The sequence below is a fragment of the Pantoea rwandensis genome (assembly GCF_002095475.1).
Taxonomy (GTDB): domain Bacteria; phylum Pseudomonadota; class Gammaproteobacteria; order Enterobacterales; family Enterobacteriaceae; genus Pantoea; species Pantoea rwandensis.
The window spans coordinates 59,486-86,428 of record NZ_MLFR01000019.1 but is presented as its reverse complement, the minus strand read 5'-3'; the positions used below and the strand labels follow the sequence as shown (position 1 = coordinate 86,428).

General features: G+C 54.6%; 22 protein-coding genes. 16 read left to right on the top strand and 6 right to left on the bottom strand.

Annotated elements, in window-relative coordinates; translation table 11 throughout:
• The first annotated feature begins 51 nt into the window (after positions 1 to 51).
• The 7 genes from HA51_RS17410 (at position 52) to HA51_RS17380 (ending at position 5,380) form a co-directional block, all read left to right on the top strand.
• On the top strand, positions 52 to 804 hold the full coding sequence (locus tag HA51_RS17410) for an IclR family transcriptional regulator (RefSeq protein WP_084935862.1): 753 nt from the start codon (positions 52 to 54) through the stop codon (positions 802 to 804).
• 169 nt (positions 805 to 973) lie between these two features.
• Positions 974 to 2,533, top strand: a complete 1,560-nt coding sequence (locus HA51_RS17405) for an OPT/YSL family transporter (protein WP_084935861.1) — start codon at positions 974 to 976, stop codon at positions 2,531 to 2,533.
• Between the two features lie 15 nt (positions 2,534 to 2,548).
• Positions 2,549 to 3,481 carry a DUF1177 domain-containing protein gene (locus tag HA51_RS17400; protein ID WP_084935860.1) on the top strand — a complete coding sequence of 311 codons (933 nt, stop codon included), beginning with the start codon at positions 2,549 to 2,551 and terminating at the stop codon, positions 3,479 to 3,481.
• 2 nt (positions 3,482 to 3,483) lie between these two features.
• Entirely contained in the window at positions 3,484 to 4,161 is a 678-nt protein-coding gene (locus tag HA51_RS17395) for an AroM family protein (RefSeq protein ID WP_084935884.1), read from the top strand.
• 104 nt (positions 4,162 to 4,265) lie between these two features.
• Positions 4,266 to 4,550, top strand: a complete 285-nt coding sequence (ppnP, locus tag HA51_RS17390) for a pyrimidine/purine nucleoside phosphorylase (protein ID WP_084935859.1) — start codon at positions 4,266 to 4,268, stop codon at positions 4,548 to 4,550.
• A 207-nt stretch (positions 4,551 to 4,757) separates the two neighbouring features.
• Positions 4,758 to 5,027 carry a hypothetical protein gene (locus HA51_RS17385; protein ID WP_084935858.1) on the top strand — a complete coding sequence of 90 codons (270 nt, stop codon included), beginning with the start codon at positions 4,758 to 4,760 and terminating at the stop codon, positions 5,025 to 5,027.
• A gap of 14 nt (positions 5,028 to 5,041) precedes the next feature.
• Positions 5,042 to 5,380, top strand: coding sequence for a type II toxin-antitoxin system RelE/ParE family toxin (locus HA51_RS17380; RefSeq protein ID WP_084935857.1), 339 nt, complete (start codon positions 5,042 to 5,044; stop codon positions 5,378 to 5,380).
• Between the two features lie 35 nt (positions 5,381 to 5,415).
• On the opposite strand, the gene rdgC is transcribed toward HA51_RS17380, so the two are convergent.
• Entirely contained in the window at positions 5,416 to 6,327 is a 912-nt protein-coding gene (gene rdgC / locus HA51_RS17375; protein WP_084935856.1) for a recombination-associated protein RdgC, read from the bottom strand.
• 145 nt (positions 6,328 to 6,472) lie between these two features.
• Between rdgC and mak the strand changes: the two genes are divergently transcribed.
• Positions 6,473 to 7,384 carry a fructokinase gene (gene mak, locus HA51_RS17370; RefSeq protein WP_084935855.1) on the top strand — a complete coding sequence of 304 codons (912 nt, stop codon included), beginning with the start codon at positions 6,473 to 6,475 and terminating at the stop codon, positions 7,382 to 7,384.
• Positions 7,385 to 7,692: 308 nt separating this feature from the next.
• Here mak and eat read toward each other — a convergent pair whose 3' ends face one another.
• A complete protein-coding gene (gene eat / locus HA51_RS17365) occupies positions 7,693 to 9,057 on the bottom strand; it encodes an ethanolamine permease (protein ID WP_084935854.1) in 1,365 nt (454 codons plus the stop codon).
• A gap of 270 nt (positions 9,058 to 9,327) precedes the next feature.
• Here eat and HA51_RS17360 point away from each other — a divergent pair, with 270 nt between their 5' ends.
• Together HA51_RS17360 and qhpR are read left to right on the top strand one after the other, a co-directional pair.
• Positions 9,328 to 10,332, top strand: coding sequence for a phosphotransferase enzyme family protein (locus HA51_RS17360; RefSeq protein WP_084935853.1), 1,005 nt, complete (start codon positions 9,328 to 9,330; stop codon positions 10,330 to 10,332).
• Positions 10,333 to 10,581: 249 nt separating this feature from the next.
• Positions 10,582 to 11,643 carry an AraC-like transcriptional regulator QhpR gene (qhpR, locus tag HA51_RS17355; protein ID WP_084935852.1) on the top strand — a complete coding sequence of 354 codons (1,062 nt, stop codon included), beginning with the start codon at positions 10,582 to 10,584 and terminating at the stop codon, positions 11,641 to 11,643.
• On the opposite strand, the gene HA51_RS17350 is transcribed toward qhpR, so the two are convergent.
• The 3 genes from HA51_RS17350 to sbcD form a co-directional block, all read right to left on the bottom strand.
• Positions 11,603 to 12,022 (bottom strand): cell envelope integrity TolA C-terminal domain-containing protein, encoded by a 420-nt coding sequence (locus tag HA51_RS17350; protein ID WP_084935851.1) that lies wholly within the window; start codon positions 12,020 to 12,022, stop codon positions 11,603 to 11,605. The two genes, qhpR and HA51_RS17350, sit on opposite strands and share 41 nt — an antisense overlap.
• 205 nt (positions 12,023 to 12,227) lie before the next feature.
• Positions 12,228 to 15,905, bottom strand: a complete 3,678-nt coding sequence (locus HA51_RS17345; RefSeq protein WP_084935850.1) for an AAA family ATPase — start codon at positions 15,903 to 15,905, stop codon at positions 12,228 to 12,230.
• Positions 15,902 to 17,113, bottom strand: a complete 1,212-nt coding sequence (sbcD, locus tag HA51_RS17340; protein WP_084935849.1) for an exonuclease subunit SbcD — start codon at positions 17,111 to 17,113, stop codon at positions 15,902 to 15,904. Before sbcD ends, HA51_RS17345 begins: the two co-directional genes overlap by 4 nt.
• A gap of 197 nt (positions 17,114 to 17,310) precedes the next feature.
• Here sbcD and phoB point away from each other — a divergent pair, with 197 nt between their 5' ends.
• The 6 genes from phoB to proY all read left to right on the top strand — a co-directional run bounded on the left by phoB (position 17,311) and on the right by proY (position 24,759).
• On the top strand, positions 17,311 to 18,000 hold the full coding sequence (gene phoB, locus HA51_RS17335; RefSeq protein ID WP_034830536.1) for a phosphate response regulator transcription factor PhoB: 690 nt from the start codon (positions 17,311 to 17,313) through the stop codon (positions 17,998 to 18,000).
• 15 nt (positions 18,001 to 18,015) lie between these two features.
• Positions 18,016 to 19,326, top strand: a complete 1,311-nt coding sequence (phoR, locus tag HA51_RS17330) for a phosphate regulon sensor histidine kinase PhoR (RefSeq protein WP_084935848.1) — start codon at positions 18,016 to 18,018, stop codon at positions 19,324 to 19,326.
• Between the two features lie 92 nt (positions 19,327 to 19,418).
• The gene (locus HA51_RS17325) at positions 19,419 to 20,345 is read left to right on the top strand and encodes a PstS family phosphate ABC transporter substrate-binding protein (RefSeq protein WP_084935847.1); all 927 of its coding nucleotides are present in this window, start codon (positions 19,419 to 19,421) and stop codon (positions 20,343 to 20,345) included.
• Positions 20,346 to 20,510: 165 nt separating this feature from the next.
• Positions 20,511 to 21,614: a cobalamin-independent methionine synthase II family protein gene (locus HA51_RS17320; protein WP_084935846.1), complete on the top strand. Its 1,104-nt coding sequence runs from the start codon at positions 20,511 to 20,513 to the stop codon at positions 21,612 to 21,614.
• A gap of 402 nt (positions 21,615 to 22,016) precedes the next feature.
• Complete coding sequence (brnQ, locus tag HA51_RS17315) at positions 22,017 to 23,336, top strand: branched-chain amino acid transporter carrier protein BrnQ (protein WP_084935845.1); 1,320 nt, start codon at positions 22,017 to 22,019, stop codon at positions 23,334 to 23,336.
• Between the two features lie 67 nt (positions 23,337 to 23,403).
• Positions 23,404 to 24,759 carry a proline-specific permease ProY gene (proY, locus tag HA51_RS17310; RefSeq protein ID WP_084935844.1) on the top strand — a complete coding sequence of 452 codons (1,356 nt, stop codon included), beginning with the start codon at positions 23,404 to 23,406 and terminating at the stop codon, positions 24,757 to 24,759.
• Between the two features lie 80 nt (positions 24,760 to 24,839).
• Here proY and HA51_RS17305 read toward each other — a convergent pair whose 3' ends face one another.
• Positions 24,840 to 26,792 (bottom strand): acyltransferase family protein, encoded by a 1,953-nt coding sequence (locus HA51_RS17305; RefSeq protein ID WP_084935843.1) that lies wholly within the window; start codon positions 26,790 to 26,792, stop codon positions 24,840 to 24,842.
• Positions 26,793 to 26,943 lie beyond the last annotated feature (151 nt).

Genomic DNA, 26,943 nt, shown 5'->3' with positions numbered 1-26,943 from the left:
CTTTCGGGTTATTGATATAGGAACTCGGTTCCACATAATGAAACTAACGCCATGACCACACTCGAAAATGCTGCCGCCGTGCTGAAGCTGTTCCAGCGTTTTGGCGTGACGCAAGGCCATCCGGGCCTGACCTTTACCGAGGTGGTTGACGCACTGGGTTTGCCGAAAAGTACAGTTTCTCGCCTACTGGCGACCATGGAAAGTGAAGGATTGCTTGAGCGTGATGCCGAGAGTCGTTGTTTTCAGGTAGGTCGCGTGTTGCTTTCCGTGGCAGGTCATTATCTGTCGACGCCGTTGGTTGATAGCGCATCCGCACCCATGGCCCGTCTCGCGGCCAGCAGTGGTTGCATGGGATACATCTCGGTGCTGGATGGCGACGATGTGCTGGTGATGCGTATGTACCATGGCCGTTTTTTCACGCAACTAGTGACGCCACCGGGTACCCGCGTTTCGCTCTCCGGGACATCAACTGGCCGTGTGTTGTTAGCACAGTTGAGTGATGAAGAAGTGCGTGCACGTTTTGCCGATGACTGGCAAGCAGCATCGGCGAACTCACCGCTCAATCTTGATGCACTCTGTGCAGAATTAGCCGTGATTCGTCAGCAAGGCTGGGCACTGGCACGCAATGAGACGTTGCCAGGTATCAGTTCGCTGGCCGTTGCGGTCACTAACAAACATCGCGGTGAAAGTGCCGCACTGTGTCTCTCGTTTCTTTCGCAAGAAGCGGCCCCGGGTTACCCGGAAGCGCTGCTCAGCGAATTGCGCACAACCGCAGCCTTAATGGCTGAGAAATACGGCGCATAACCTTATTTTCGATTTAAAGGCGTTTATTCGCGCCACACCAGGGAAATAACAGGTCTTCGGACCTGCTTATTTCAAAAATCAGGGAACGATTTATAAAAAACGTTAGTGTCCCGCGTGTCGGGCGTAAACGTATTACGCGTTTTCTACAGGGTGAAAATACGGGGATAACATGCGTCAACATAATCCAATAAAAAGTTTCGGCGTGGGCTTAATGCTGGTTCTGCTTTCCGTAGCGGGTGCCATTATCGGGGTTCAGCTTATTACGACTATTGGGGTGACACCCAATACCTCTATTATCGGTGCGCTGTTTGCCATGCTCTTGGCGCGCATTCCTTTGCAATGGTTCCGTCGCTATCGCTCGATCGAAGTCCAGAACCTTGCGCAAACCGCCATCTCCTCTGCCACTTTTGGTGCGGCTAACAGCCTGTTAATGCCGATCGCCGTGCCGTGGGCACTGGGCGAACCACAATTGGTGCTACCACTGTTCGTCGGCGTCAGTGCTGCCATGCTGCTTGATGCTTATCTGCTTTACCGCCTGTTTGATACCCGCGTCTTCCCGGCCACCAATGCCTGGCCTCCGGGCGTGGCGGCAGCTGAGGCGATTAAAGCCGGTGATAAGGGTGGTCGCCAGGCGTGGCTGCTGGTGGTGGGCATTGTCGGCGGTATTGTCGGCTCGATGCTGAAAATACCGATGTCGGCATTTGGCACGGCATTTATTGGCAACATCTGGGCGCTGAGCATGCTCGGCATTGGTTTCCTGTTGCGAGCTTATGCGCAACCGGTTGCGGGTATCGATATCAATGCACTGTACATCCCGCACGGCATGATGGTCGGCGCAGGATTGGTGGCGCTGATTCAGGTGGTGCAGGTGATTGTTAGCCGTCGCAACGATCAGCTCAACGTCAGCCGTAGCGACAGCGAAGTGAAGCGCTCACTTGGGTTCGGCACTGTCGGCTATATCGTGATTTCAACATTGCTGGCACTGGCAGGTGGCTTGTGGAGCCAAATGGGCTTGCCGATGCTGGTGCTGTTTATCGTCTACGCCGCGTTTGCTGCTTTCGTGCATGAGTTGATCGTCGGGATTGCTGCGATGCATTCCGGTTGGTTCCCAGCCTTTGCGGTGGCGCTGATTACCCTGATTCTCGGTATTCTGCTCGGCTTCCCGCCGCTGGCACTCTGCTTGTTGTGTGGCTTCACTGCCGCAACGGGCCCGGCGTTTGCCGACATGGGCTACGACCTGAAAGCGGGCTTTATTCTGCGCGGTAACGGTGCTGATATGCAGCAAGAGCTGTGGGGTCGGCGCATTCAGCTGATCGCGGCGATGATTGCCTTCGTGATCTGTATTCCGGTGGTGTGGTACGCACACAATCTGTTCTTTGCCGAGAACCTGTTGCCGCCAGTGGCACGCGTTTACGCAAAAACCATTCAGGCTGGTGCCGAGCCGGGTATTGCCGGAAACCTGCTGATGTGGGCGATTCCGGGCGCCATCATTCAGTTTATCGGTGGGCCAAAACGTCAGTTAGGTGTGTTGCTGGCGACCGGTTTGTTAATCAATAACGCCGCTGCGGGTTGGGCGGTGATGGTTGGGATCGCGCTGCGTATCCTGATTATTCGTGTGTGGGGCGAGCGTGGACGTTCACCGATGGAGGTGATGGCCGCAGGATTTATTGCGGGCGACGCGCTGTACAGCTTCTTCCATTCTATTTTTGCCAGTAGCACCAAGAAATAACCCAGGGAATTCAATATGAGTTTACAGCAGACACTGCAAGTCTTTGAGTTACTCGACAGCGCCTATGTTGATGGGCAGCAGGTGGTGGATCTCTTCGCCCATTACCCAGGCGTGACCGCCAGCTTTAAACGCGTGACCGGACCAAAAGGGCGTACCGATTTCGTGCGCATCGACATTCCAGGCGCGCAGGGGAAGAGTAACGGCGGCACTGCGCCAACGCTGGGCATTGTCGGGCGCTTGGGTGGTATTGGTGCGCGTCCAACGCGCATCGGGATGGTATCAGATGCGGATGGCGCAGTGGCCGCCGTCAGCAGTGCGTTGAAGCTGGCACAGATGCAGACCAAAGGGGATGTGCTGGCCGGTGACGTTATCATCACCACGCATATCTGCCCGGATGCGCCAACTCGTCCGCATGAGCCGGTGGACTTCATGGATTCGCCTTGCGACGACATCACCATGAATGACAACGAAGTGATCGCGGGCGTCGATGCGATCCTGTCCATCGATACCACTAAAGGTAACCGCATCCTCAACCATAAAGGCTATGCGATTTCGCCAACGGTGAAAGAAGGTTATATCCTGCGCGTGTCAGAAGATTTGCTGCGCATCATGGAGATGACCAGCGGTCAGCCCGCGGTGACGTTCCCGATCACGACCCAAGACATTACGCCTTACGGTAACGGTGTTTATCACCTCAACAGCATCCTGCAGCCGTCAACCGCCACCGATGTTCCTGTGGTAGGCGTGGCAATTTGCGCGGAGTCTGTGGTGCCAGGTTGCGGTACGGGTGCCAGCCATGAAGTTGATATCGCGGCCACGGTGAAGTTTGCGGTGGAAGTTGCGAAAGAGTTCGGGCGTGAAACCTGCCAGTTCTATGACCAGCAAGAGTACGCTTTACTGCTATCTTTGTATGGTAGTCTCAGCCACCTGCGCACGCGGAAAGCCTAATGATGAAACAGTCCCTGGTTACCTTAACGATTGGTCAATCCCCACGTAGCGACATTCTACCGCTGCTGCAGGATCACTTACCGGAAGAGTGGGTTGCTCATGCCGGATTACTCGACGGTTTGACCTTAGCTGAGGTGGGGCAGTTCTATTCACCTGAAGCGGGTGAAAAAGTATTGGTTTCACGTATGACCAGCGGCGAGCAAGTGCGTTTATCGGGACCGAAAGTTGAGCAGGGACTGCAGCGCAAAATCAATGCGCTGGAAGAGCAGGGTTACGACACGATTTTGCTGTTATGCACCGGAGAATTTGGCACGCTGAAAACGCAAAAAGCGTTGTTGCTGGAGCCGGATCGTATTATCCCACCGCTGGTCAAAGCCATTGTGCAACAGCATAAAGTGGGCATTGTGGTGCCGGTGGAAGAGCAAATCGCGGAACAGGCCAATAAATGGCGCAACCTGAACAGCGCGCCATGTTTTGCGGTTGCCAGTCCCTATCTGGCGCAGCAGAACGATTTGATTGAAGCAGGTTTATCTTTGCAAGAGCAGGGCGCGGATGTGGTGGTGCTCGACTGCATTGGCTATCACCAGAAGCACCGCGATTTCCTGCAGAAAATGCTGGGCATTCCGGTACTGTTATCTAACGTGCTGGTGGCGAAGCTGGCGGCAGAATTGATCCTCTGACTGAGGACGATCACAACTCGCGATCTGCGCTGCTTTTTCGCGTGACAGATCAGCGAGTTCCCTTGTAATCTGCCAGACACCATAATGTGCTGTGAGGAAGTAACATGCTCAACGTAAGTGAGTATTTCGACGGAAAAGTGAAATCCATTGGTTTCGAAAGTGTAACCATTGGCCGTGCCAGCGTTGGCGTGATGGCAGAAGGTGAATATACCTTCGGTACAGGACAGCCGGAAGAGATGACGGTCGTGAGCGGCGCACTGAAAGTGCTGCTGCCAGGCGAAGCCGAGTGGAAATGGTACGAAGCGGGTTCCGTATTCAACGTGCCCGGCAACAGCGAATTCCATCTGCAAGTGGCAGAGCCAACGTCTTATCTGTGCCGCTATTTGTAAGCCTAAACTTCAACATTAGCTGCTATTGAACCGGGAATTCTGCAAAGAATTTCCGGTTTTATTTTTTAAAAGCAGCAACACTGCCATAGTCACTTTGGTGTACAAATTAAGCATAAATTTGCCCTCGCGGGCAGATGAGTGCTAGGCTTCAGATTGTCTATTTTATCCCCAAGCGCGTTATCGCTGCTTAGTTGAGGTTGCATTTGTATGGCACAGACGATGTCCCAGAAGGCTGCTCGCGAGGGTTTGGGAAATCCTGAACTGTTTGAAGGCGGTGTATTTATTACTAAAAATGGCGTTGCTGAGCTGTTCGTCCAAACTGCTGCAGAGCGTGAAGCTGAGTTAAAGAAAATCGAAGAAGAAAGACAGATTAACGCGCTGTTTAAGCTGGCAATGATCGCAAAACAGGAAATTAATGACGATCAGGGAATGACACCTGAAGAAGTTTTAGCGAGATTACGTAGCGCCAGAACGTAATTAGGGATGAACCAGTGATGCGTCAGTTTCAAATCGTTATTGCGCCGATGGCGGAATGGACCCTGAAAGATATTGAGTCGTATAAAATGGGGACAATCGGCGCGAAGCTTGCGGCAGGGTTTGTCGATAAACTGCTGATAGATGCCTTGGCAGCTATTATGCAGGACCCCTTACGGTATCGCTTTAGTCATCTGTTATCGCAGAGAGGTTTGAACCTGCGAGAGAGGCTAGACCCTGATAGCGAATATCGTGTGCTTTACGATTTTGACGGAGAAACGGTACAAATTTTGATGTTTCTCAGCATGAAACAGGATTTTGTTACCACCCTATATCGCTTTCAAATTTTGAAATGAACCCCGCATGCAGCGGGGTTTAGTTTATTTAGGCTTCAGCGCTTCGCTTCGCCGCCTAATGCTTCCACCAGATTGCTGATCAACGCGGCCAGTTCGCTGGTCATCAAGATGAAATCGGCATCAAAACGCTGGGCGAAATCATCGCGGTCGATGTCATCATTCTGTTCACGCAGCGTGTCGCTGAACTTCAGGCGCTTGATGGAGGCATCATCAGCAATCACCAGTTGAATGCGTTCCTGCCAGTCCAGAGCCAGTTTGGTCACCACTTTTCCGGCTTCGATATGGGTGGCGATCTCATCAGAGATCAGATCCTGTTTCTTACAGCGGATCACACCGCCATCTTCCAGCATCGCTTTTAATTCGGCTTCATCCATCAGCGCGAAACCGGCTGGCAGTTCACCCGAACGCACCCATTCGGTCAGCGTCAGCTCAATCGGATTTTCCAGCGTCAGCGGCACCACCGGCAGTGAACCGATGCTTTTACGCAGCAGCGCTAAGGTGTCTTCCGCTTTTTTGGCGCTGGCACAATCGACGATGATCAGGTTGTTAACGGTGTCGATCCACATGAAAGTCTGGCTGAAACGGCTAAACGCCCGTGGCAGCAGGCTATGCAGTACTTCATCTTTCAGCGAGTCTTTCTCGGTCTTCTTCAGCTTGCGGCTCTGTTCGGCTTCCAGATTGTCGATTTTGGCTTCCAGCGCCTGCTTCACAACGGGTGAAGGCAGGATTTTCTGCTCGGTGCGCGCGCAGATCACGATCTGCCCTTTAATCTCATGGGTCAGTGATTCGCCGCGGTTGCCCATCGGTGACACCCAGCCGGTTTTCGCCATATCCTGGCTGCCGCACGGTGAAAACGTGAAGGCGTCGAGCTGCTTCTCCAGATCGTCTGCGGACAGCGGGATGTCACGATTCAGACGATAAACCATCATATTTTTAAACCACAACATCGGGATTCCTTACCGTGGGTGCGATCGGGCGCACAAGTCTCAAAGTCAGCGCGCATGATAGCGAAACATCGGATCGGTTTCATTGCCTTTCCCGATTCAGCCTTCTACTGTATCTGTCACCTGAACGAATAATGAGGAATAAATCGTGCGTATTGGGATTGATTTAGGCGGTACCAAGATTGAAGTGATTGCGCTCTCCGATCATGGACAAGAGCTGTTCCGTCACCGCGTCAATACCCCGCGCGATGACTATGCCGCCACGGTGCAGGCGATTGTGGATTTAGTGCTGCTGGCAGAAGAGAAAACCGGGGAAAAGGGCACCGTGGGGATCGGCATTCCCGGCACCATTTCGCCGTACACCCAGCGGGTAAAAAATGCTAATTCTACCTGGCTCAACGGCCAGCCGCTGGACAAGGATTTGGCCGAGGCGCTGAATCGTGACGTGCGCATCGCCAATGACGCGAATTGTTTAGCGGTGTCTGAAGCGGTGGATGGTGCAGGCGCAGGCCAGCCGCTGGTGTTTGCGGTGATTATCGGCACCGGTTCAGGTGCGGGCGTGGCGATTGGCGGTGAGTCGCGCATTGGCGGCAACGGTAATGCGGGCGAGTGGGGTCACAATCCGTTGCCGTGGATGGACGCAGATGAGTTAAGGCATCGCGAAGAGGTACCCTGCTATTGCGGTTTACAGGGCTGTATTGAGACTTTTGTCTCTGGCACAGGGTTTGCCATCGACTATCAACGCTTAAGCGGCAAAGCATTGAAGGGCGCGGAGATCATCAAGCTAATTGAGCAGCAGGATCCTGTGGCGGAATTAGCGATGAGCCGTTACGAAATGCGCTTGGCCAAATCATTGGCGCAGGTGGTGAATTTACTCGATCCTGATGTGATCGTGCTGGGCGGCGGCATGAGTAACAACGATCGGTTGTATCAGACCGTGCCCGCACTGATGAAACAATGGGTGTTTGGCCGTGAATGTGAAACGCCGGTGTTGAAGGCGGTACACGGTGACTCCAGCGGTGTGCGCGGTGCGGCGTGGCTGTGGCCGCTGAAATCGTAAGAAAAAGGTCGTTTTGATAGCGTAAGTTCGTTAATGAAGTATCTGACCATAACGCAGTCTGGCGGCGCTTAGCGTCTGGCGTCCTCGCGCCGTTCATCTGCCTGACGGACCGGCGGGATGGCACATCCATGTGCCGACCCGCCTTTCGCCCGCGTCCTGCGGGCTCTCCTGGCAGACTCACTCTGTTCAGCGCTGCAGATTGCCAGCCTCTAAGCGGCGCTAGCCTGCTATTTACCTATTGTGCGTGCTGTTGAATAAAAGGACCCTGACAGCGCATGTGTATTTTTGCGCGCGAGGCAATCCTGTGATTATTCTCCCATCAGCATTGCATCCTGCGGCGCATTCTGACGCTGGGTTTTAGTGGCGAGGAAGTAAATATATCCCGCCACCATAATCGCCACGAACAACGCGCCGATCACTGGGTTGAACCACAACATCGCAATCAAGCACACCATTGACAATACCAGCGCGATACCGGGGACAATTGGATAGCCCGGCGCGCGGAAGCTGCGTTCCATCTCGGGTGCGGTACGGCGCAATTTAAACAGGCTCAGCATGCTCATCAGGTACATTACGATGGCGCCAAACACGGCCATGGTAATCATTGCGGCGGTCAGCGTCATACCTTGCAGGTTGATCAGCCCATCGCTGTAAATCGCTGCGATACCAATCACGCCACCCGCAATAATCGCCCGGTGAGGTGTCTGGAAGCGCGACAGCTTCGCCAGACTTGGCGGAAGATAACCCGCGCGAGCCAGGGCAAAGAACTGGCGGGAATAGCCAAGAATAATGCCGTGGAAGCTGGCAACCAGACCAAACAAGCCAATCCACACCAGCATATGCATCCAGTTGGAGTGCTCGCCCACAATCATTTTCATTGCCTGCGGCAGCGGATCGTTAATGTCCGACAGCTTACGCCAGTCGCCCGCACCACCCGCCAGCAGCATCACACCTATCGCCAGCACCACCAGCGTTAAAATCCCAGTGATATAGGCTTTGGGAATGGTGCGCTTAGGATCTTTTGCCTCTTCGGCGGCCATAGCAGCACCTTCAATAGCGAGGAAGAACCAGATGGCAAAGGGGATCGCGGCAAAGATGCCCGAAACAGCGGGCATGCCGAAGTGATCGCTTCCGGCCCAACCATTGGCGGCAAAGTTAGCGATACTGAAGCCCGGCGAGACCACGCCCATAAACACCAGCAGTTCCAGCACCGCTAACACCGTTACCACTAATTCAAACATCGCAGCCAGCTTCACGCCAAGGATGTTGAGCGTCATGAACACCAGATAAGCGCCGACCGCGGCGGTTTTCGGATTGAGGTCGGGATATTGCACGTTGAGATAGGCACCAATCGCCATGGCAATGGCCGGTGGGGCGAACACAAACTCAATCAGTGTCGCCAGACCCGCAATCAAACCACCGGTTTCACCAAAGGCGCGGCGGCTATACGCAAACGGACCGCCAGCGTGCGGAATGGCGGTGGTCAGTTCGGTAAAGCTAAAAATGAAGCAGGTGTACATCGTGGCAATCAGCGCGGTGGTGATAAGAAATCCCAACGTGCCTGCCACGCCCCAGCCATAACTCCAGCCAAAGTACTCCCCGGAAATTACCAGTCCAACCGCGATACCCCACAAATGCAGAGTGCCCAGCGTGGGTTTGAGCTTACTCGTCATAATCGTCTCCCCGTCGTGATTGTTGTGCGGCGGCTGCACCGCGCTGTTTTTTTGTATGCACTACAGTGAAGTGATAATGCCGCTGCCTGTGGCGGGAAAACTTGACGCGGGCGCAGTGAGTTTTGTCCCCCACGGTCAACTCTGAGGCAAAAAAAGTGCCAGATGCACGCTGCGGTCAACTTTGGGTTGTCTGTGGTCAAGCAGTCAGGACGCTGTCATCCCATGCTGATAACACTTGCCTACCTTAAGATTGATGCTGGAGATTGATGAATGAGCGCTAAACAGTCCGATACCCTGACCGATGCTGAAATGACGATATTGGCGCAGCAGGCACTGGCCTGTTACCCCGCGCCATTGCAGGGCGAGCTGAAGCTCCTGTGCCGCTCTGAGAATGCCACCTTCTTGCTGCAGGCCGGTGGGGAACGCTATGCGCTGCGCCTGCATCGTCCTGACTATCACAGCAAAGCCGATATTCAGAGCGAGCTACTGTGGCTGGACGCCCTGCGCGAGATTGGCATCATGGTGCCGCAGGCGATCCCGGCAAACGATGGTGAGACGGTGCTGTCACTGAATATGACCGATGGCGGCGTGCGTTACGCGGTCTTGTTCCACTGGATCGAAGGCGAGATGCCAACCACCGATGTCGATCCTAAAGCCTTCCAGCAGTTGGGGCACATCACGGCGCGCCTGCATCTACACAGCCGCAGCTGGCAGAAACCTGCCGGGTTCCAGCGCATCATCTGGGATCATCACACCATGGTCAGCGATCAGAGCCATTGGGGCCGCTGGCAGGATGCGCCAAACCTCAATCCGGCCGATCATGGCATTGTCACTGAAGCGATGGCACGAGTCGGGCAAGAGCTGCAGGGCTTTGGCAAAGGTACGGATCGTTATGGATTGATCCACGCCGATCTGCGCCTCACCAATTTACTGCTACACAAAGGTGAAACCCGGGTGATCGATTTCGATGACTGCGGCATGGGATGGTATCTGCATGATCTGGCGGCAGCGATCAGTTTTGTTGAGCATCATCCTCGTGCCGCCGAGTGGGTGGATAACTGGATCCAAGGCTACGAGCGGGTGGCACACATCAGCGATGAGGAGATGGCGATGGTGCCAACGCTGCTGATTCAACGTCGCATCCAGATGACCGCATGGATGGGTACGCATGCAGACACCGAGATGGCGCTGAGTCTGGGACCGCGCTGGGCGGATCATTCAGTGCGTTTGTGTCGTCGCTATCTTGAAACCAATTTGCTGCCTGTGGGCGTTTGAGTTGCACCAGTAATGAGCAGCACTGCGTCGAAACAGCGCAGTGCCATCAACCTTTCCCTCAAATTTTCACCCGATGCGCATGAATGCGCACCCTATGGGGAATTGCGGCGTATGAAGGCACTCCTTGCGAGGTGTCGCAGGACGTTGTAGGGGCGTCATTGATGACGACCTGATGGAATGGTGCGTCATGGTACGAATCTTGCTGGATCTCCCTATTAGTTTCACTCGCGCGATCCCTGTGAGGTTCCGATGCAATCACTCATGACTCCTTCTGAAGCGTACAGCTCGCTCTCTGCTCAGGCCAACAACCGTGGCGTGCTGGCGGCAGCGGCAACCGGCTTAAGCACCTTCATCACCGACAAAGGCGGCGATGTGGACCGTATTTTTGGCATCAGCGGTATCAATTCCGAACTGCTGGCCAGTCCTACGCTCAGCCTTGGTCTGGTCAACTACTGCCGCGTGATGGAAGAAGCGGCACGCCATTCGGGCTTTGATAACTTCGGTTTGCACTACGGCAGGCAGTTCAAACCGCAGTCATTAGGCTTGATTGGCTATATTGGGTTGTGTTCACCCACGCTTGAGCAGGCACTGCATAACGTGGTGAATGCCTTCCCTTGGCATCAGCACGATACCTTGACGCGGTTGGTAGATAAAGGCGACTGCTGGCGGCTTGATTACCAGGTGCGTCATGGGGCGATCCTCTCCCGTCGTCAGGATGCCGAATTAACGTTGGGCATGTTCCTGAATCTGATCCGCCATGTGGCCGGAAAAAACTGGGCGCCGCGTGAAGTGCATTTCGAGCACCCGCGACCGGAACAGTGGCATGAGCACTGCAAAGTATTTGATGCGCCGGTGTGGTTCGATCAGCCTTTCAACTCGCTGCTGATCCCGAAGCGCGATCTGCTGCGTACCATGCCAGAGCAAGACCCGATGCTGCTGATGGTGATGCAGGATGCGATCCGTCGCCTCAACAGCAGCGCCTCATTGCAGAGTGTGGTGGAGCAGGCACGATCGCAGGTTAATCTGTCGCTGATGCAGGGCGAACCGGTGCTGGAGGAGATTGCCGAGAAAATGGGGCTGTCGAGTTGGTCGCTACAACGGCGGCTGCGCGAAGAGGGCATCAGCTTTACCGCGCTGGTGGATAAAGTGCGCTGCGAGATGGCCACGCACTACCTCCAGCAGAAGCAACTACCGATCTCTGAAATGGCGCTGCTGCTGGGTTACTCAGAGGTCAGCGCCTTTTCACGGGCATTTCGTCGCTGGTTCGGCATCAGCCCGCGCCAGTGGCGTCAGGATGGGCTGGTGAACTAGCCCGATGCGGCGCAAAGCCAAACCACGCTGGCTGTGTGCGATCGGGTGGCGGCGGTAAACCTTTCGACTGACCAATCAATTGCCAGGCGCGCAGGCACAAGGTTTCGTCGCCTTGCGTCTGTGTCACCGCATAACGCCCACTGTTTTGCCATTCCAGTCGCACCATACATTGTTGCCCGGCATAGCGCGCCGCGTCCTGAAATTGTTGATTCAACTGGTGCTGCATCGCATCAGTCCATTTACAGGATGTACTGCCAGGTTCGCTTTGTGGCTGGCACAGATTGGCGACAGATGTGGATGGCGGTGCCGACGGATGCTGACAAGCGCTGAGCAACATAGCCAACGCCAGCAAACCAGCGGTGCGGTTCAGTGAGTTCATTGATTTGCCTGATTGTACAAAAGTCTGCCACCAGTTTACCGAGAGAGAAGGGGAATGCTATGGCATTACTCTGACTCTGAAGGAAAGAGATGGCATACTGACTTGCGCCGTCAGGGTTAAGTTGTCGGGATGCGCCTTGGCGCGCCCTTCATCCGAAGTGGGCGCACCCTACAAAACCTGGCGTAATCATCTGCGCGGCTTGTGTTTAATCTCCCGGTAACTCCAGCTTGCTGTAGCCTAAGCCATTCATTTTACGCACCCTAATCTGCACCGGAATCCGCTCTTTCATCGCCTCTACGTGGCTGATGACACCGATGGTTTTGCCGCTGGCGTTCAGCGCATCCAAGGCATCCAGCGCGGTGTCCAGCGTTTCAGCATCGAGGGTGCCGAAGCCTTCATCCAGGAACAGCGATTCAATACGCGTTTTGTGGCTGACCAGGTCCGACAACGCCAATGCCAGCGCCAGGCTTACCAGAAAACTTTCACCGCCTGACAACGTGCGCGTATCACGTGTCGCATCGGCTTGCCAGGTGTCGACCACTTCCAGTTCCAGCTCTTCGCTAGCGCGGCGTTGCAGCAGATAGCGACCGTGCAAGCGATCCAACTGACGGTTAGCCAGCCACACCAAATGATCCAAGGTTAATCCTTGCGCGAAGCGACGGAATTTATCGCCCTTAGCTGAACCGATTAAATCATTCAGACGCCCAAGATGCGTCAGTGAAACGTCATCATCGGCAATCTGCGTCAGTAAGGATTGCTGCTGTTGACGCTGCTGAGCATCGCTGTTTAGCTGCTGCTGCGCCTCACCTTGATGGCGGCCATTGTCGCGTAAGGCCTGGCGTAGCGAAGCGAGTTGCGCCTCGAGACCGGCCGCGATCTCATCGCTCAGCGTCGATGGGCGTTGCTGCTGATGGGCGCTCATCCGTTGGCTAAGCTGTTGATTCAGGGTGATCTGTTGCTGGCGCTGCTGCTCCAGCGTATGCAGCTGTTGGCGCAAACGCTGGACCTCCTGCTCATCCAGCAGTGCAGCGCGTAAGGCGTCTTCATCGTTGAAATCACTCTGCTGCAAGGCTGCCAGAAAGGCGGATTCAGCGTCGTGGGTGCGCGTTTGCATCGCCTGCAGCTGGTTGGTGATCTGTTCGCACTGCCCGTTAAGACTGTGCAACTGGCTTTGCGCGTGCTGCCACTGTTGCAGTTGCTGCGTCAGAACCTGTTCACACTGCTGTAGCGCGGCCTGCTGCTGCTGGCGTGCCTCCACGACCTGGCGATCGCCAAACAGTTGCTGACGCTGCTGCTGCTGTTCAGCCTGGTGCTGCTGCAAGGTGTTGAGCGTTTGCTGCAGAGTATCCAGCTGTTGCTGTTCGCGCGTCAGCGTGTTTTGCAGGTTACTAAGCTCACTTTCGGCTTTCGCTATCTGCGGCTGTAACTCACTGAGTTGTTTTTCACTTTGCTGCCAGGCGTGCCAGCGCTGGAGCCCTTCCTGCAACCAGTGGCCACGAGCGGTGCGTTCCGGCAGCACTAATTGATGCGCCGCCAACTGCTGTTCCAGCTGCTGCGTTAATTGTTGCCAGGCGCTGCGCTCGTGGCTTTCACGTTGGTGAGTCTCATCAAGCGCTTGCTGTGCGCTATTTAGCTGTTGCTGCGCCAGTTGTTGTGCGTTTTGCTGGTGTTGCAGCTGCTGTTGCTGTTGCAGATGGGCATCTTTCGCTTGTTGCAGTGCCCGTGCAGCATTTTCTCGTTGCTGCAGTTGTTGTTGCTGAGCGGTTTCCTGAGCGTCTTGCTGCTGTTGCCAGTGAGAGAATGCATCCTGCTGTTCAAGCGTGAAGGTAAGTGCCAGCTCACTGCTCAAGCGCTGCCATTGCTCACTCGTGGCGGCGATCTGCTGATCTAACTCGCTTATCTCCTGTTGTAAAACCTGCTGCTGTTGCAGTGAAAGCTTCTGCTGCTCTCCTTTGGCCGTGCCATCCTCTTTCAGTTTTGCCACCAGCGCTTCTTGCACTGCTAAACGTTGCTGATTCTCGCCCAGTTGCAGTTGCTGATAGTGTTCAATCGCCGGATGCTGGCACGATCCGCATAACGGGCAGGGCTGATCTGCCTGCAGTTTGGCGCGTTCGTCGGCTAACTGCGCAATAGTGCGCTCAAGTTCGCATATTTTGCGGATATCAAGCAGCGACTGATTTTCTCGTTTGTAGTCTTCGCGCAGCGCTTGTAAGGCCAGCTGATCTTGTTGGTGCTGCTGCTGCTGTTGCGCCAGTTTTTGCTGACGCTGCTGGCGTTGAGGTTGCAACGATTGCCAACGCGCGGCCAGCAGGCTGAGCTGTTGGCGTGCTGCGCGCTGATGTTGATGCTGCGCCAGGGCATCGCGTAACCCAGTGCTGGCAAACTCAGCTTCCAGCGCAGTGAGCGCCTGCTCCGCTTGTTGGCGCTGCTGGTTGGCTTGCGCTTCAGCGTGCTGCAAAGGTTGCAGCGCTTGTTCACGTTCAGCAATGGCCTGCTGCTGCTGGGTGAGTTGGGTGCGCTGTTGTTGCTGTTGAGCACTGAGCTGAGCCAGAGACTGTTCGCGCTCTTCAATGCGTGCAATCTCTGCCTGCCAGCGCGGCAGTTCGGCACCCCAGTTGGCGAGCGCTGCTTCCTGTTGACGGAAGGTAAGCTGCTGCGCTAATTGCTGATGTAAGCGTTCACTCGCTTGTTGATGCTGGTTGAGCGCGCTTTGGCTCTGCTGCAATACCTGTTGTTGCTGCGTGTGCAGGCGATGCTGTTCAGCCAGCTGTTGCGCACCGTGCGTGAGCTGCTGATCAAGCGGGATGACTTGTTCAGTGAGTAAGGTTTCCAGCTGATGCTGATCGGTCACGGCTTGGTCTCGCGCCTGCTGTGCCGTTTGATACTGGCTTTCACCCAGCAGCAGCGCGGTTTGCGCCTGTTGCTGCTGGCTAAGCAACTGCTGTGACTGCTGCGTGAGCGCCTGTTGATCACGCTGCAGCTGTTCGCGCTGCTGCAGCTTCTCGCGCAGCTTTTCCGCAGGTTCAGCTCGTGCCAGTCGCTGGCGATCGTTCTCTGCCTGCAGCCAACTGTGATCCGCGGCGAGCCCTGCTTGTTCCGCCTGTTGTTGTTCCTGTGCCAACTGCTGGGATTGTGCCAGCCACTGCTGCTGCTGTTGCGCCTGTTCCAGTTGTTCGCTGAGCGTTTTTTCTTCAGCAGCCAACGTATGCAATTGCTGAGTCAGTTCGCTGCGACGAGCTTCATCCAGCAACATCATGCCGCTTGCGCGTGCGCGCAGCGTATCCAATGCCGTGCGCGCCGTGCGCCAACGCTCATAAATCTGCATTGAGATCTGGCCGTAAATTTCGGTTCCGGTCAGCTCTTCTAACAATTCGGCGCGCTCGCCGGGTTTGGCGTTGAGGAAGGCGGCAAACTGGCCCTGCGACAGCATCATTGAGCGGGTGAAGCGCGCAAAATCCAGTCCGGAGAGCGTTTCTATCGCTTTGAGTTTGTCACCCACTTTGTCGGCAATAATCTGGTTATCGGCCACGCGCGCTAGTTCAACGCGCGGTGCCTGCAATTTGCCATCCGCCTGACCGCGTGCGCGGTTCTGGCTCCAAAAGGCGCGCCAGGCTTCACCTTTGATTTCAAATTCCACCTCAGCCAGACATTCGGCGGTATCGCGCGTAATCAACTCGTTTTGCGTTTGTGACAACACGCCAAGGCGCGGTGTCTGGTGATACAGCGCCAGGCAAATTGCATCCAACAGGGTGGTTTTACCCGCGCCGGTGGCTCCAGTAATGGCAAATAATCCGTTGCTGGCAAAAGGCTCGCGGCGAAAATCGATAAACCATTCGCCGCGCAGCGCATTGAGGTTTTTAAAGCGTAACGTCAAAATTTTCATGCAGAGGGATTCTCCAGCGCGGCGAGGGTGGTGCGGAACAACTGGGTGAGTTGCTCGGTTTGATCGGCATCCAGCTGGTCTTCCTGCGCCAGACGGCGGGCGAACACCTCTTCCACTTTCAACTCGTTCAGGGTTTCGTTGTCCATACGCGCCAGGCTGCGTTGGCGCTGTTCACGGCTGCGACGCACCAGCAACACTTCCACCGGAAGCGATTCAGTAAGCAGCTCAACGCGGCGCTGTAAATCGCTGAGGTATTCTTGGGTGGTAATTTCAATATCCAGCCAGACCGGCTGTTGGCTATCACCCGCAGTGAATTGATTCAGCTGCTGCTCAATCTCCGCCATCGACCCTTTCAACATCTGCATCGGCTGGAACAGCGGAATGGTCAGCGCGGTGACTGCCTCTAACTGGTTGCTGAAATCCAACAGGAACACGCTTTTATCACGGCCAAGCTCATCAAAGCTGAGTGGGATCGGCGAACCGCTGTAGCGAATATGCTCGCTATCGGCGATGCGCTGTGCCCGATGAATATGACCCAGCGCAATATAATCGGCGGCAGGAAATGCCTGTGCTGGAAAGGCATCCAGCGTGCCGATATAGATATCACGCACCGAGTCACTTTTGGTTACCCCAACCGTGGTGAGATGGCCGGTCGCAATAATGGGAAGTGCGCGATCGGCTCGTTCGGCCAGCGCTGCGGCATAACACTGCTGGTAATGCTGCTCGATGGCTTCCAGCAGGGAGATCTGCTTCTCACGGCCTGATTGCCCCGCCTGGCTGCGCAGAATGTCACGCGGGCGCAGGTAAGGGATGGCGCACAGTAGCGCCCCGGGCGTGCCATCGCGCTGCTGTAACGTCAGCACCTGCTGCTCACCCTGCGGCGTGGCGCTGGTGATGACCTGCGTATTCAAACAGGCAAGCAGCTCGCGGGATTCATTAAGGGTGGCAACGGAGTCATGGTTGCCCGCCAACACCACGAGCTGGCAACCACTCGGTTGCAGCGCGACCACAAAACGGTTAAACATTTCGCGCGCATAGCTGGGGGGCGAGCCGGTATCAAACAGGTCTCCAGCGATGATCAGGGCATCGACCTGATGCTGAACAATCTGCTCCAGCAACCAGTTGAGAAAAGCCTGATGCTCTGCCGCTCGGCTCTTGCTGTAAAAGAACTGACCGAGATGCCAATCCGCTGTGTGAATGATACGCATGAAAACTCCGTGCTTAGTTAAGCGAAGGCGAATTATAACCTCTTCAGATCGCAAAGAAAAAAAAGCGATAATCGTTGTCACATTTCTGTTTTTTAACTATTTATCATAGGTTGGGTTTTTCATAAAAGTGTCATAAAACTGACGCATAATGGCGCCGCAAATCCCAGTGACAGATTGTCACAAAAGCAGGAGTTATAATGGCTAAGCGCATTTTGGTTGTGGAAGACGAAGCTCCCATCCGTGAAATGTTATGTTTCGTGCTGGAACAGAATGATTACCAGCCTATTGAGGCAGAAGACTATGACAGCGCGATTGGTAAGCTGATCGAACCTTGGCCCGATTTAATTCTGCTGGATTGGATGTTGCCTGGCGGCAGCGGTATTCAGTTTATTAAACATTTAAAACGTGAAGCGATGACGCGCGACATCCCGGTGATGATGCTGACGGCACGCGGTGAAGAAGAGGATCGCGTACGCGGTCTTGAAGTGGGCGCAGATGATTACATCACCAAGCCTTTCTCACCGAAAGAGCTGATGGCGCGTATCAAAGCGGTGATGCGTCGTATTTCACCGATGGCGGTGGAAGAGGTGATCGAGATGCAGGGCCTAAGCCTGGATCCTTCTTCACATCGTGTGATGTCGGAAAGTACCCCGTTAGAAATGGGCCCGACTGAATATAAATTACTGCATTTCTTTATGACGCACCCAGAGCGTGTTTACAGCCGTGAACAGTTGCTGAACCACGTGTGGGGCACCAATGTGTACGTTGAAGACCGTACGGTTGATGTGCATATTCGTCGTTTACGTAAAGCGCTGGAAGTCTCTGGCCACGATCGCATGGTTCAAACTGTTCGCGGAACAGGGTATCGTTTCTCCGCCCGCTACTAAACGGAGTCTTTTACCGTGCTGGAACGACTCTCCTGGAAGAGATTGTTGACCGAGCTGGCGCTGGTTTGTTTACCTGCGCTGGTGGTTGGTCTGTTGTTCGGTTATCTGCCCTGGCTGCTGCTGATTGCAGTATCCGGCGTGATGTTTTGGCACTTTAGAAACTTGATGCGTTTGTCGCACTGGCTGTGGGTCGATCGTTCAATGACGCCTCCTTCTGGTCGTGGCAGCTGGGAACCGCTGTTTTACGGCTTGTACCAGATGCAACTGCGTAACCGCCGTCGCCGCCGTGAACTCGGAAATCTGATCAAACGTTTTCGCAGTGGTGCAGAATCGCTGCCGGATGCGGTGATACTCACCACCGAAGAGGGCACTATTTTTTGGTGCAACGGTTTGGCACAGCAGCATTTGGGCCTGCGCTGGCCAGAAGATAACGGTCAGAACATCCTGAATTTACTGCGCTATCCTGAATTTTCCCGCTATATCCGCCAACGCGATTTCGATAAACCGCTGACGCTGGTGCTGAACAACCAGCATCATATGGAATTTCGTGTTATGCCCTACAGCGAAGGTCAGTGGCTGATGGTGGCGCGTGATGTGACCCAGATGCATCAACTGGAAGGCGCACGACGTAACTTCTTCGCCAACGTCAGCCATGAGCTGCGTACGCCGTTGACGGTGTTGCAGGGCTATCTGGAGATGATGGATGACGCGGCGATGAACGAGCGCACGCGTAGCAAGGCGTTGCACACCATGCAGGAGCAAACACGTCGCATGGACAGTTTGGTGAAACAGCTGCTGACGCTGTCGCGCATTGAAGCTGCTCCCGCTATCGACTTGAAGGAGACGGTGGATGTACCCGGCATGTTGATGTTGTTGCAGCGCGAAGCCGAAACGCTCAGTCAGGGCCGCCATAGCATCCATTTCCACACCGATCCGCACCTGAAAGTGTTTGGCAACGATGAGCAACTGCGTAGCGCGATTTCCAACCTGGTGTACAACGCGGTCAATCATACGCCGGACGGCACGCGGCTGGATATCAGCTGGCTGCGTACCAGAGAGGGGGCGCAATTTAAGGTGTGTGATAATGGGCCGGGGATTAGCGAAGAGCATTTGCCACGTCTCACCGAGCGATTCTATCGTGTGGACAAAGCTCGCTCTCGCGCCACTGGCGGCAGCGGTTTGGGGCTGGCTATCGTTAAGCATGCCCTGAGTCACCACAATGCGCGCCTGGAGATCACCAGTATTCCGCATCAGGAAACCTGTTTTAGTTTTGTTCTGCCGCCACGGTTGATTGTGGCAAAAGGCCTGCATGAGAAGGTCAGTTAAAGACGACTTAACGGCGCAATTTATTGCGTGATAAATCGCACCGCTCCAGAATGTGCACTTCAATGTTAACGACCTGATTTGCGGAAGATCTGATGAAATCGCTGTTGCTGTTCACTTTGCTGTTGTGCTCTGCGCTGGCGCAAGGCCAACAAACCATGCTCACCGGCAATTTGAGCAGCGTCGGTTCTGACACCCTCGGCTACCTGATGACCTTATGGGGCGAGGATTTCAGCCGCCAGTCACCGGGCGTGAACGTTCAGGTGCAGGCGGCCGGATCCTCAACCGCACCCACCGCTTTGGCGGCTGGCGCCGCGCAGCTCGGCGCGATGAGCCGTCCTATGCAAATAGACGAACGTCAGCTATTCACCACGCGCTATGGTTATCCGCCGCTGGCCGTACCGGTGGCAATGGATGCGCTGGTGGTGGTGGTGAATCAGGACAATCCGCTGCCACACATCGATCAACCGCAACTCGATGCACTCTTCTCGGTGACCCGCCTGTGTGGTGCACACCCTGTGCCGCAGCGCTGGGGCGATCTTGGACTGAATCAGCCTGGTTGGGCGAAACGCAGTATCCAGCGCTTTGGCCGTAATTCCGCCTCGGGCACGTGGGGATTCTTTAAGCAGCAGGCGCTGTGCAAAGGTGACTTCCGTTCTGATGTCGCGGAGTTTCCCGGCTCCGCTGCGGTGGTGCAAGCCGTGGCTGCCACTCCCAATAGCATTGGCTATGCCAGTTTCGGTTTTCATCTCAGCGGCGTAAAAATGCTGCCGATTATGACCGCCAGCGGCGATAGCGTGATGCCAGATGCCGAATCGATTCGCAGCGGCCGCTATCCTTGGTCACGTCCACTCTATATTTACGTCAACAAGGCGCCTGGTAAGCCACTACCGCCATTGGTGAATGCTTTCCTGCATCAGGTGCTGTCGGCAGAAGGGCAGCGCCGAGTGACCGAAGCGGGTTATCTGCCGTTATCTGAGCAGCAGATGGCGCAGGCGCGGGCGGCAATTGAGGGAAATTGAAGAACGAACATCTCAATGTGAATTTTTTTCATGTCACCTGAATTTTCTTCCATTGCTCTCACGTAAGCGGCGTGTCACTCTGTGGACATATAGCCATCCAGATGGCTAAAAATAACCGCGCGAAATTATACCCTGACGCAATTATGCGTTTAGCCAGGAGTGAACATGCCATCTCATCAACCGTTCCGTGCCGATACCGTCGGCAGTTTTTTACGTCCAGCGGCGATTAAGCAAGCGCGCGTGCAGTTTGCCAATGGCGAGATTGGCGCTGAGCAGTTGCGTCAGGTCGAAGACAGCGAAATCCGTCATGTGGTCGAACAGCAACGTGCTAACGGTTTGCAGGTGGTGACCGACGGTGAATTCCGTCGTGCATGGTGGCATTTTGACTTCTTTGGCGATCTGCAGGGCGTCGAGCTGTTTGAAGCCGAGCAGGGCATTCAATTCAATGGCGTGCAGACTAAAGCGCACGGGGTGAAAGTCACCGGTAAAGTGGGCTTCAACCCTAACCATCCGATGCTGGAACACTTCCGTTTCCTGAAAAGCATTGCCGGTGATGCCGTGGCGAAGATGACCATCCCGAGCCCTAGCGTGCTGCATTTCCGCGGTGGCCGTAAGGTGATTGATGCCACCGTTTATCCTGATTTAAAACAGTACTTCGCCGATCTGGCGCAGACTTATAAAGATGCGATCGCCGCGTTTTACGCTGAAGGCTGTCGTTTCCTGCAGTTGGATGACACCGTATGGGCTTACCTGTGCTCATCTGATCAACAGCAGCAGATTCGTGAACGTGGTGAAGATCCGCAAGAACTGGCGCGCATTTATGCTGAGGTGCTGAATAAAGCGCTGGAAGATAAACCGGCCGATCTCACCATCGGTCTGCATGTGTGTCGCGGTAACTTCCGCTCGACCTGGATTTCTGAGGGCGGCTATGAGCCGGTCGCAGAGATTCTGTTCGGTCAGGTGAATATCGATGCTTACTTCCTGGAGTATGACAACGAGCGCTCCGGCGGATTTGAGCCACTGCGTTTCATCAAACCAGGCCATCAGCAGGTTGTTCTGGGACTGATCACTACCAAAAACGGTGAGCTGGAGGATCCGGCGCAGGTTAAAGCACGTCTGGAGGAAGCTTCACAGTTCGTGAGCCTTGACCAGATCTGCCTGAGCCCGCAGTGCGGCTTCGCTTCCACCGAGGAAGGCAACAGCCTGAGCGAAGATCAGCAGTGGCAGAAGATTCGTCTGGTGGTCGATATCGCGAAACAAGTGTGGTGATGCTGTAAACTTGTGCAAACAGGCGCGTAAATCGCGCCTTTCGTGCATCTTAATAGGGGATTTTGCAAAGAGATCTCCCGCGATGCGGAAACTTTAAGCAAATCATCTGAGGTGTTTTACCGCTATTCCCCGCTGATGCACTGCTTTGTGTCACTTTGTTGTTATATCCTTCTGGTTTTTCGATCCCGTATTGCCTTTCTTCGCTATAAACGTTTTAATTTGCGCCGTTGTCGATTTATCCCTCTGCGAACAGAAGAAAAGTAGTTTAAATCACCTGCGCTTTAACGATTAGGCCCGCATAACGCTCTGATTCCGTCAGATAAGGCCTTGTTTACGTGCATCCAGAGGACAACACGAACTCAACTTCCACCGCAACATCAGCCACAGGCAGTACAGAAGTTTATGACACATCGTTTAACCTCCAAGGATATCCTGGCGCTGGGCTTCATGACGTTTGCCCTGTTCGTTGGCGCAGGAAACATTATCTTTCCACCGATGGTGGGGATTCAGTCTGGCGAACACGTCTGGATTGCCGCATTCGGCTTTCTGATTACTGCTGTTGGCTTGCCAGTGATGACCGTCATCGCGCTCGCACGCGTTGGCGGTGGTATTGATGCGCTCAGCTCACCGATTGGTAAAGCGGCGGGCCTGCTATTGGCGACCGTCTGCTACCTTGCGGTTGGCCCGCTGTTCGCCACGCCGCGTACGGCCACCGTCTCCTTTGAAGTCGGGATTGCCCCGCTGACCGGTGATGGCGCACTGCCGCTGTTTGTTTACAGCCTGATTTACTTCGCGCTGGTGATCGGCATTTCTCTGTATCCGGGCAAACTGCTGGATACCGTTGGCCACTTTCTGGCACCGCTGAAAATCGTTGCGCTGACTATTTTGGGTCTGGCAGCACTGTTATGGCCTGCGGGCGGTATCGCGCCTGCCACGGCGGATTATCAACGTGCGGCTTTCTCCAGCGGTTTCGTCAACGGCTATCTGACCATGGATACGTTAGGTGCGCTGGTGTTCGGAATTGTTATTGTTAACGCCGCGCGTTCACGCGGTGTTGAAGATGCCAAATTGCTGACGCGCTATACCATGCTGGCCGGTGTCATCGCGGGCGTAGGCTTGACGCTGGTTTACCTCAGCCTGTTCAAACTGGGTTCCGGTAGTGCGGGCCTGGTCGATCAGAATGCCAACGGTGCGGCGATTTTGCATGCTTACGTGCAGCAGACCTTTGGCGGCATGGGCAGCTTCTTCCTTGCCGCGCTGATCTTCGTCGCTTGCATGGTGACGGCGGTTGGCCTGACCTGTGCGTGTGCTGAATTCTTTGCGCAGCACCTGCCGTTGTCGTATAAAACGCTGGTGTTTATTCTGGGTCTGTTCTCAATGGTGGTGTCGAATCTCGGCCTGAGCCATTTGATTCAAATTTCAATTCCGGTGCTGACGGCAATTTATCCGCCGTGCATCGTGCTGGTGGTGTTGAGCTTCACCCTGAAGTGGTGGAATAAAAGCACGCGCATCATTGCGCCAACCATGCTGGTGAGCCTGCTGTTTGGTATTGTTGATGCGATCAAAACCACCAACTTTAAAGATGCCTTGCCGCTGTTTAGTCAGCACTTGCCGCTGGCCGATCAGGGACTTTCCTGGTTGCCGCCATCGCTGGTGATGCTGGTGATTGCAGCGGTGGTGGATCGAGCAAAAGGACGCGAACAGGTCGCTGTCCATCAGTAAGCAACATTGCTGTTAATTTCAACCACGGGCTTGCCCGTGGTTTTTCATTTTCAAGGTACAGGCGGTTATGCAAGAAACCAACAAGCTCAAACGCGGACTGAGCACGCGCCACATCCGTTTTATGGCGCTGGGATCGGCAATCGGTACCGGGCTGTTTTACGGCTCGGCTGATGCTATCAAAATGGCGGGGCCCAGCGTATTGCTGGCTTACATCATCGGCGGTGCGATTGCGTATATCATCATGCGCGCGCTGGGTGAGATGTCGGTAAATAATCCCCAGGCCAGTTCATTCTCGCGCTATGCGCAGGATTATCTTGGCCCATTGGCGGGATACATCACCGGCTGGACCTACTGTTTTGAAATCCTGATTGTGGCGATTGCCGACGTGACCGCGTTTGGTATCTACATGGGCGTATGGTTCCCCGAAGTACCGCACTGGATTTGGGTATTGAGCGTGGTGTTGATCATCGGCGGCATTAACCTGATGAGCGTGAAGGTGTTTGGTGAAGTGGAGTTTTGGTTCTCCTTCTTCAAAGTCGCCACCATCATCATCATGATTCTTGCCGGTTTCGGTATCATCTTTTGGGGTATCGGCAACGGCGGCCAGCCAACCGGCATTCATAATCTTTGGTCTAATGGCGGCTTCTTTGCCCATGGCATTGTGGGCATGCTGCTCTCCCTGCAGATGGTGATGTTTGCGTATGGCGGCATTGAAATTATCGGTATCACCGCCGGTGAAGCGGAAGATCCTGCAAAGTCGATTCCTCGCGCTATCAATTCCGTACCGCTACGCATTTTGGTGTTCTATGTGGGTACGCTGTTTGTCATCATGTCGATCTATCCATGGAACCAGGTGGGTACGCAGGGCAGTCCGTTTGTCTTGACCTTCCAGCACCTTGGTATTGCGGCGGCGGCTTCGCTTCTCAACTTTGTGGTGATCACCGCGTCTCTGTCAGCGATTAACAGCGATGTGTTTGGCGTGGGCCGTATGCTGCACGGCATGGCGCAGCAGGGCCATGCGCCAAAAGTGTTCACTAATACCAGCGATCGCGGCGCCCCGTGGGTGACGGTGGTTGTCATGATGGTCGCGCTGTTGATGGCGGTGTATCTCAACTACCTGATGCCGGAAAAAGTGTTCCTGGTGATTGCCTCACTGGCCACCTTCGCCACCGTTTGGGTATGGATTATGATCCTGCTATCGCAGATTGCCTTCCGCCGCAAAATTGGTGCGCAGGAAGCCGGTAAATTGCAGTTTGCATTACCCGGCGGCAGCGCAACGGCTTGGGTCGGCGTGGCGTTTCTGGTGTTTATCATTGCGCTGATTGGTTATTTCCCGGATACGCGCGTGTCACTGTACGCGGGCTTCGCGTGGATCCTGCTGTTGTTGCTGGCCTGGCCGCTGGCGAAAAAGCGTAAAGGCTAATTCAACATCGTACGATAAATCGTGCCGCTACAATCCAGTATGACGTTGTAGCGGCGCTATTTATTGCGCGTGTGATACCTCTACCAGTTCTTCCCTAACGCGATATCACCGCCCGCTGGGCTCAAGTGGTTATTGTCGTAGTAGAGTGGTAATCCTTCGCTGGTGATCATGCATCCCTGTTGATTACACAGATTTTCCCTCAGAGACAGTACACGCACGCCTTGCTGCTTGTAGGCTTGCAACAACTTCTCCACCGCTTCTTCTGGGAACTGGAACAGTATGGTGCGTTCGCTTAACAGCGGCGGCGCTTCCCACTTGCCCAGCCAGGCACTCAGTTCACGACGAATCGGCATATTGCGGTTATTACTGTAACGCAACGGATCGACATCCACCGATGGCGCATCCTCAATCACCGTCACTTTTTTACCTGCTTGTTTTAACTGCGCGATCACCCGGTCCATCCCCGCTTGCAGTGCTTCCAGGTTGCTCTTCTCGGGATGGCCGATTTCACGGTAGCCCGCGCCGGGTAACAGGCTCATGCCAGAGGCCCAATAGGCGCTGATGACCACTTCATCAATCTTGTCGCTCATCACCATTTGCAACACCTTCTGGTTAAAGGTGATGCACTGCTGCGCGTGATTGGGTACCTGGTTCACCACGCGGGTCGCGCCAATCAGGAAGGGGCAAGACGCTTTGGTGAGTTGGTACAGCGGTTTATCTTGTCGCAAGGCGTAGCCGGATACCGACGCGCGGAGTGCGGCAGCGTGGCTGTCACCAATCAGGGCAATACCCGGACGGCTGGTGTTGGGTTGACACTCGGTATCTCGTGAAGGCAGGTTGGCACCGTAGCTGAGAAGGCAAGGGTTACGCTGTGCCGAGATTTTCCAGCTATCGGCATTGACCACCAGCTCACTGACCCGTGACTTCATCCCCCCTGTTTGCCACAGCAACACCATCGCGCCCGCTGCTAACAATGACGAGGCGCAGTAACCGGGAATGACCCAACGCGTGCCCGCGCGTGCCTGGCGGAAGGGCTGTTCAACGAAGCGCCAGGAGATCCACGCGATACCAAGCGCGAAGGTGCTAATCAACAGCCCTTGCCAAACGGTCAGTGGATTGTCACTACAAATGCGGGCAAGACTCAACAGCGGCCAGTGCCACAGATACCACGAGTAAGAGATTTTGCCGATAAAGCGCATCAGCGAGTTTTCCAGCAGTAACTGATTGAGTTCACTACGCGCGCCGATCATTAAGCAACCAGCCACAACCGGGATGATAGCCACCCAGCCAGGAAAACGGTCATCACTGCTGATCAGCACGCTAGAGGCGATAATCAACAGCCAACCCAAGAGATTCATCAGGCTGGCAGCCCGGCCAGTAACAGGCTGTGGTTTCCATAATGCCAGCAGCACACCCGCGCCAAGCTCCCACGCACGCGTGGGCAGCAGATAAAAGGCTTGAGTGCTGTCAATTGAGGTCAGCCAGATACAGGCGACGAAGGAAACCACACTGATGGTTAATACCACGCTGACCATGGATCGCCGCAGTCGCACTGCCAGCAGCAAAATAAAAGGCAGCACAATATAGAATTGCTCCTCAATGCCTAATGACCAGGTCATTAACAGTGGATTGAGATCGGAATCGGTACTGAAATAGTCGCCACTTTTCAGCAATAACATATTGGGTACAGAGATAAATACTGCCACGCTATATTTTGCCAACTGGCTGAATTCCAAAGGCGATAGCAAAATAAAACCGAGCGCCAATAATATCGTCATCATGAAAAAGAGTGCGGGAGCAATGCGGCGAATACGGCGTAAATAGAATTGGTAAAACGAGAAACGTTTCTCGGCAATTTCCTTGCTAATAATGCCACCAATCAGGAAGCCGGATATAACAAAGAATAAGTCGACGCCAATGAAACCGCCTTGTAGCGCAGTGACGCCTGAATGGAAAAGCACAACCAAAAGAATGGCAACGGCGCGCAGGCCGTCGATATCCGCACGATAGCGGTGGGGAATATTCGCAGTCATATTTAAAACCCAAAAGTGAATGTTTATTTTTTTCCAGTTATAGCTGGTGCTAAAAATAAATCGGCGCGTCCTGTCGCCGAAAAAAGTGACAAAGGAGAAAAAGGGGTATTTCTAAGGGATGATTGACGCTGTCAGGATACGCGTTTTCGGC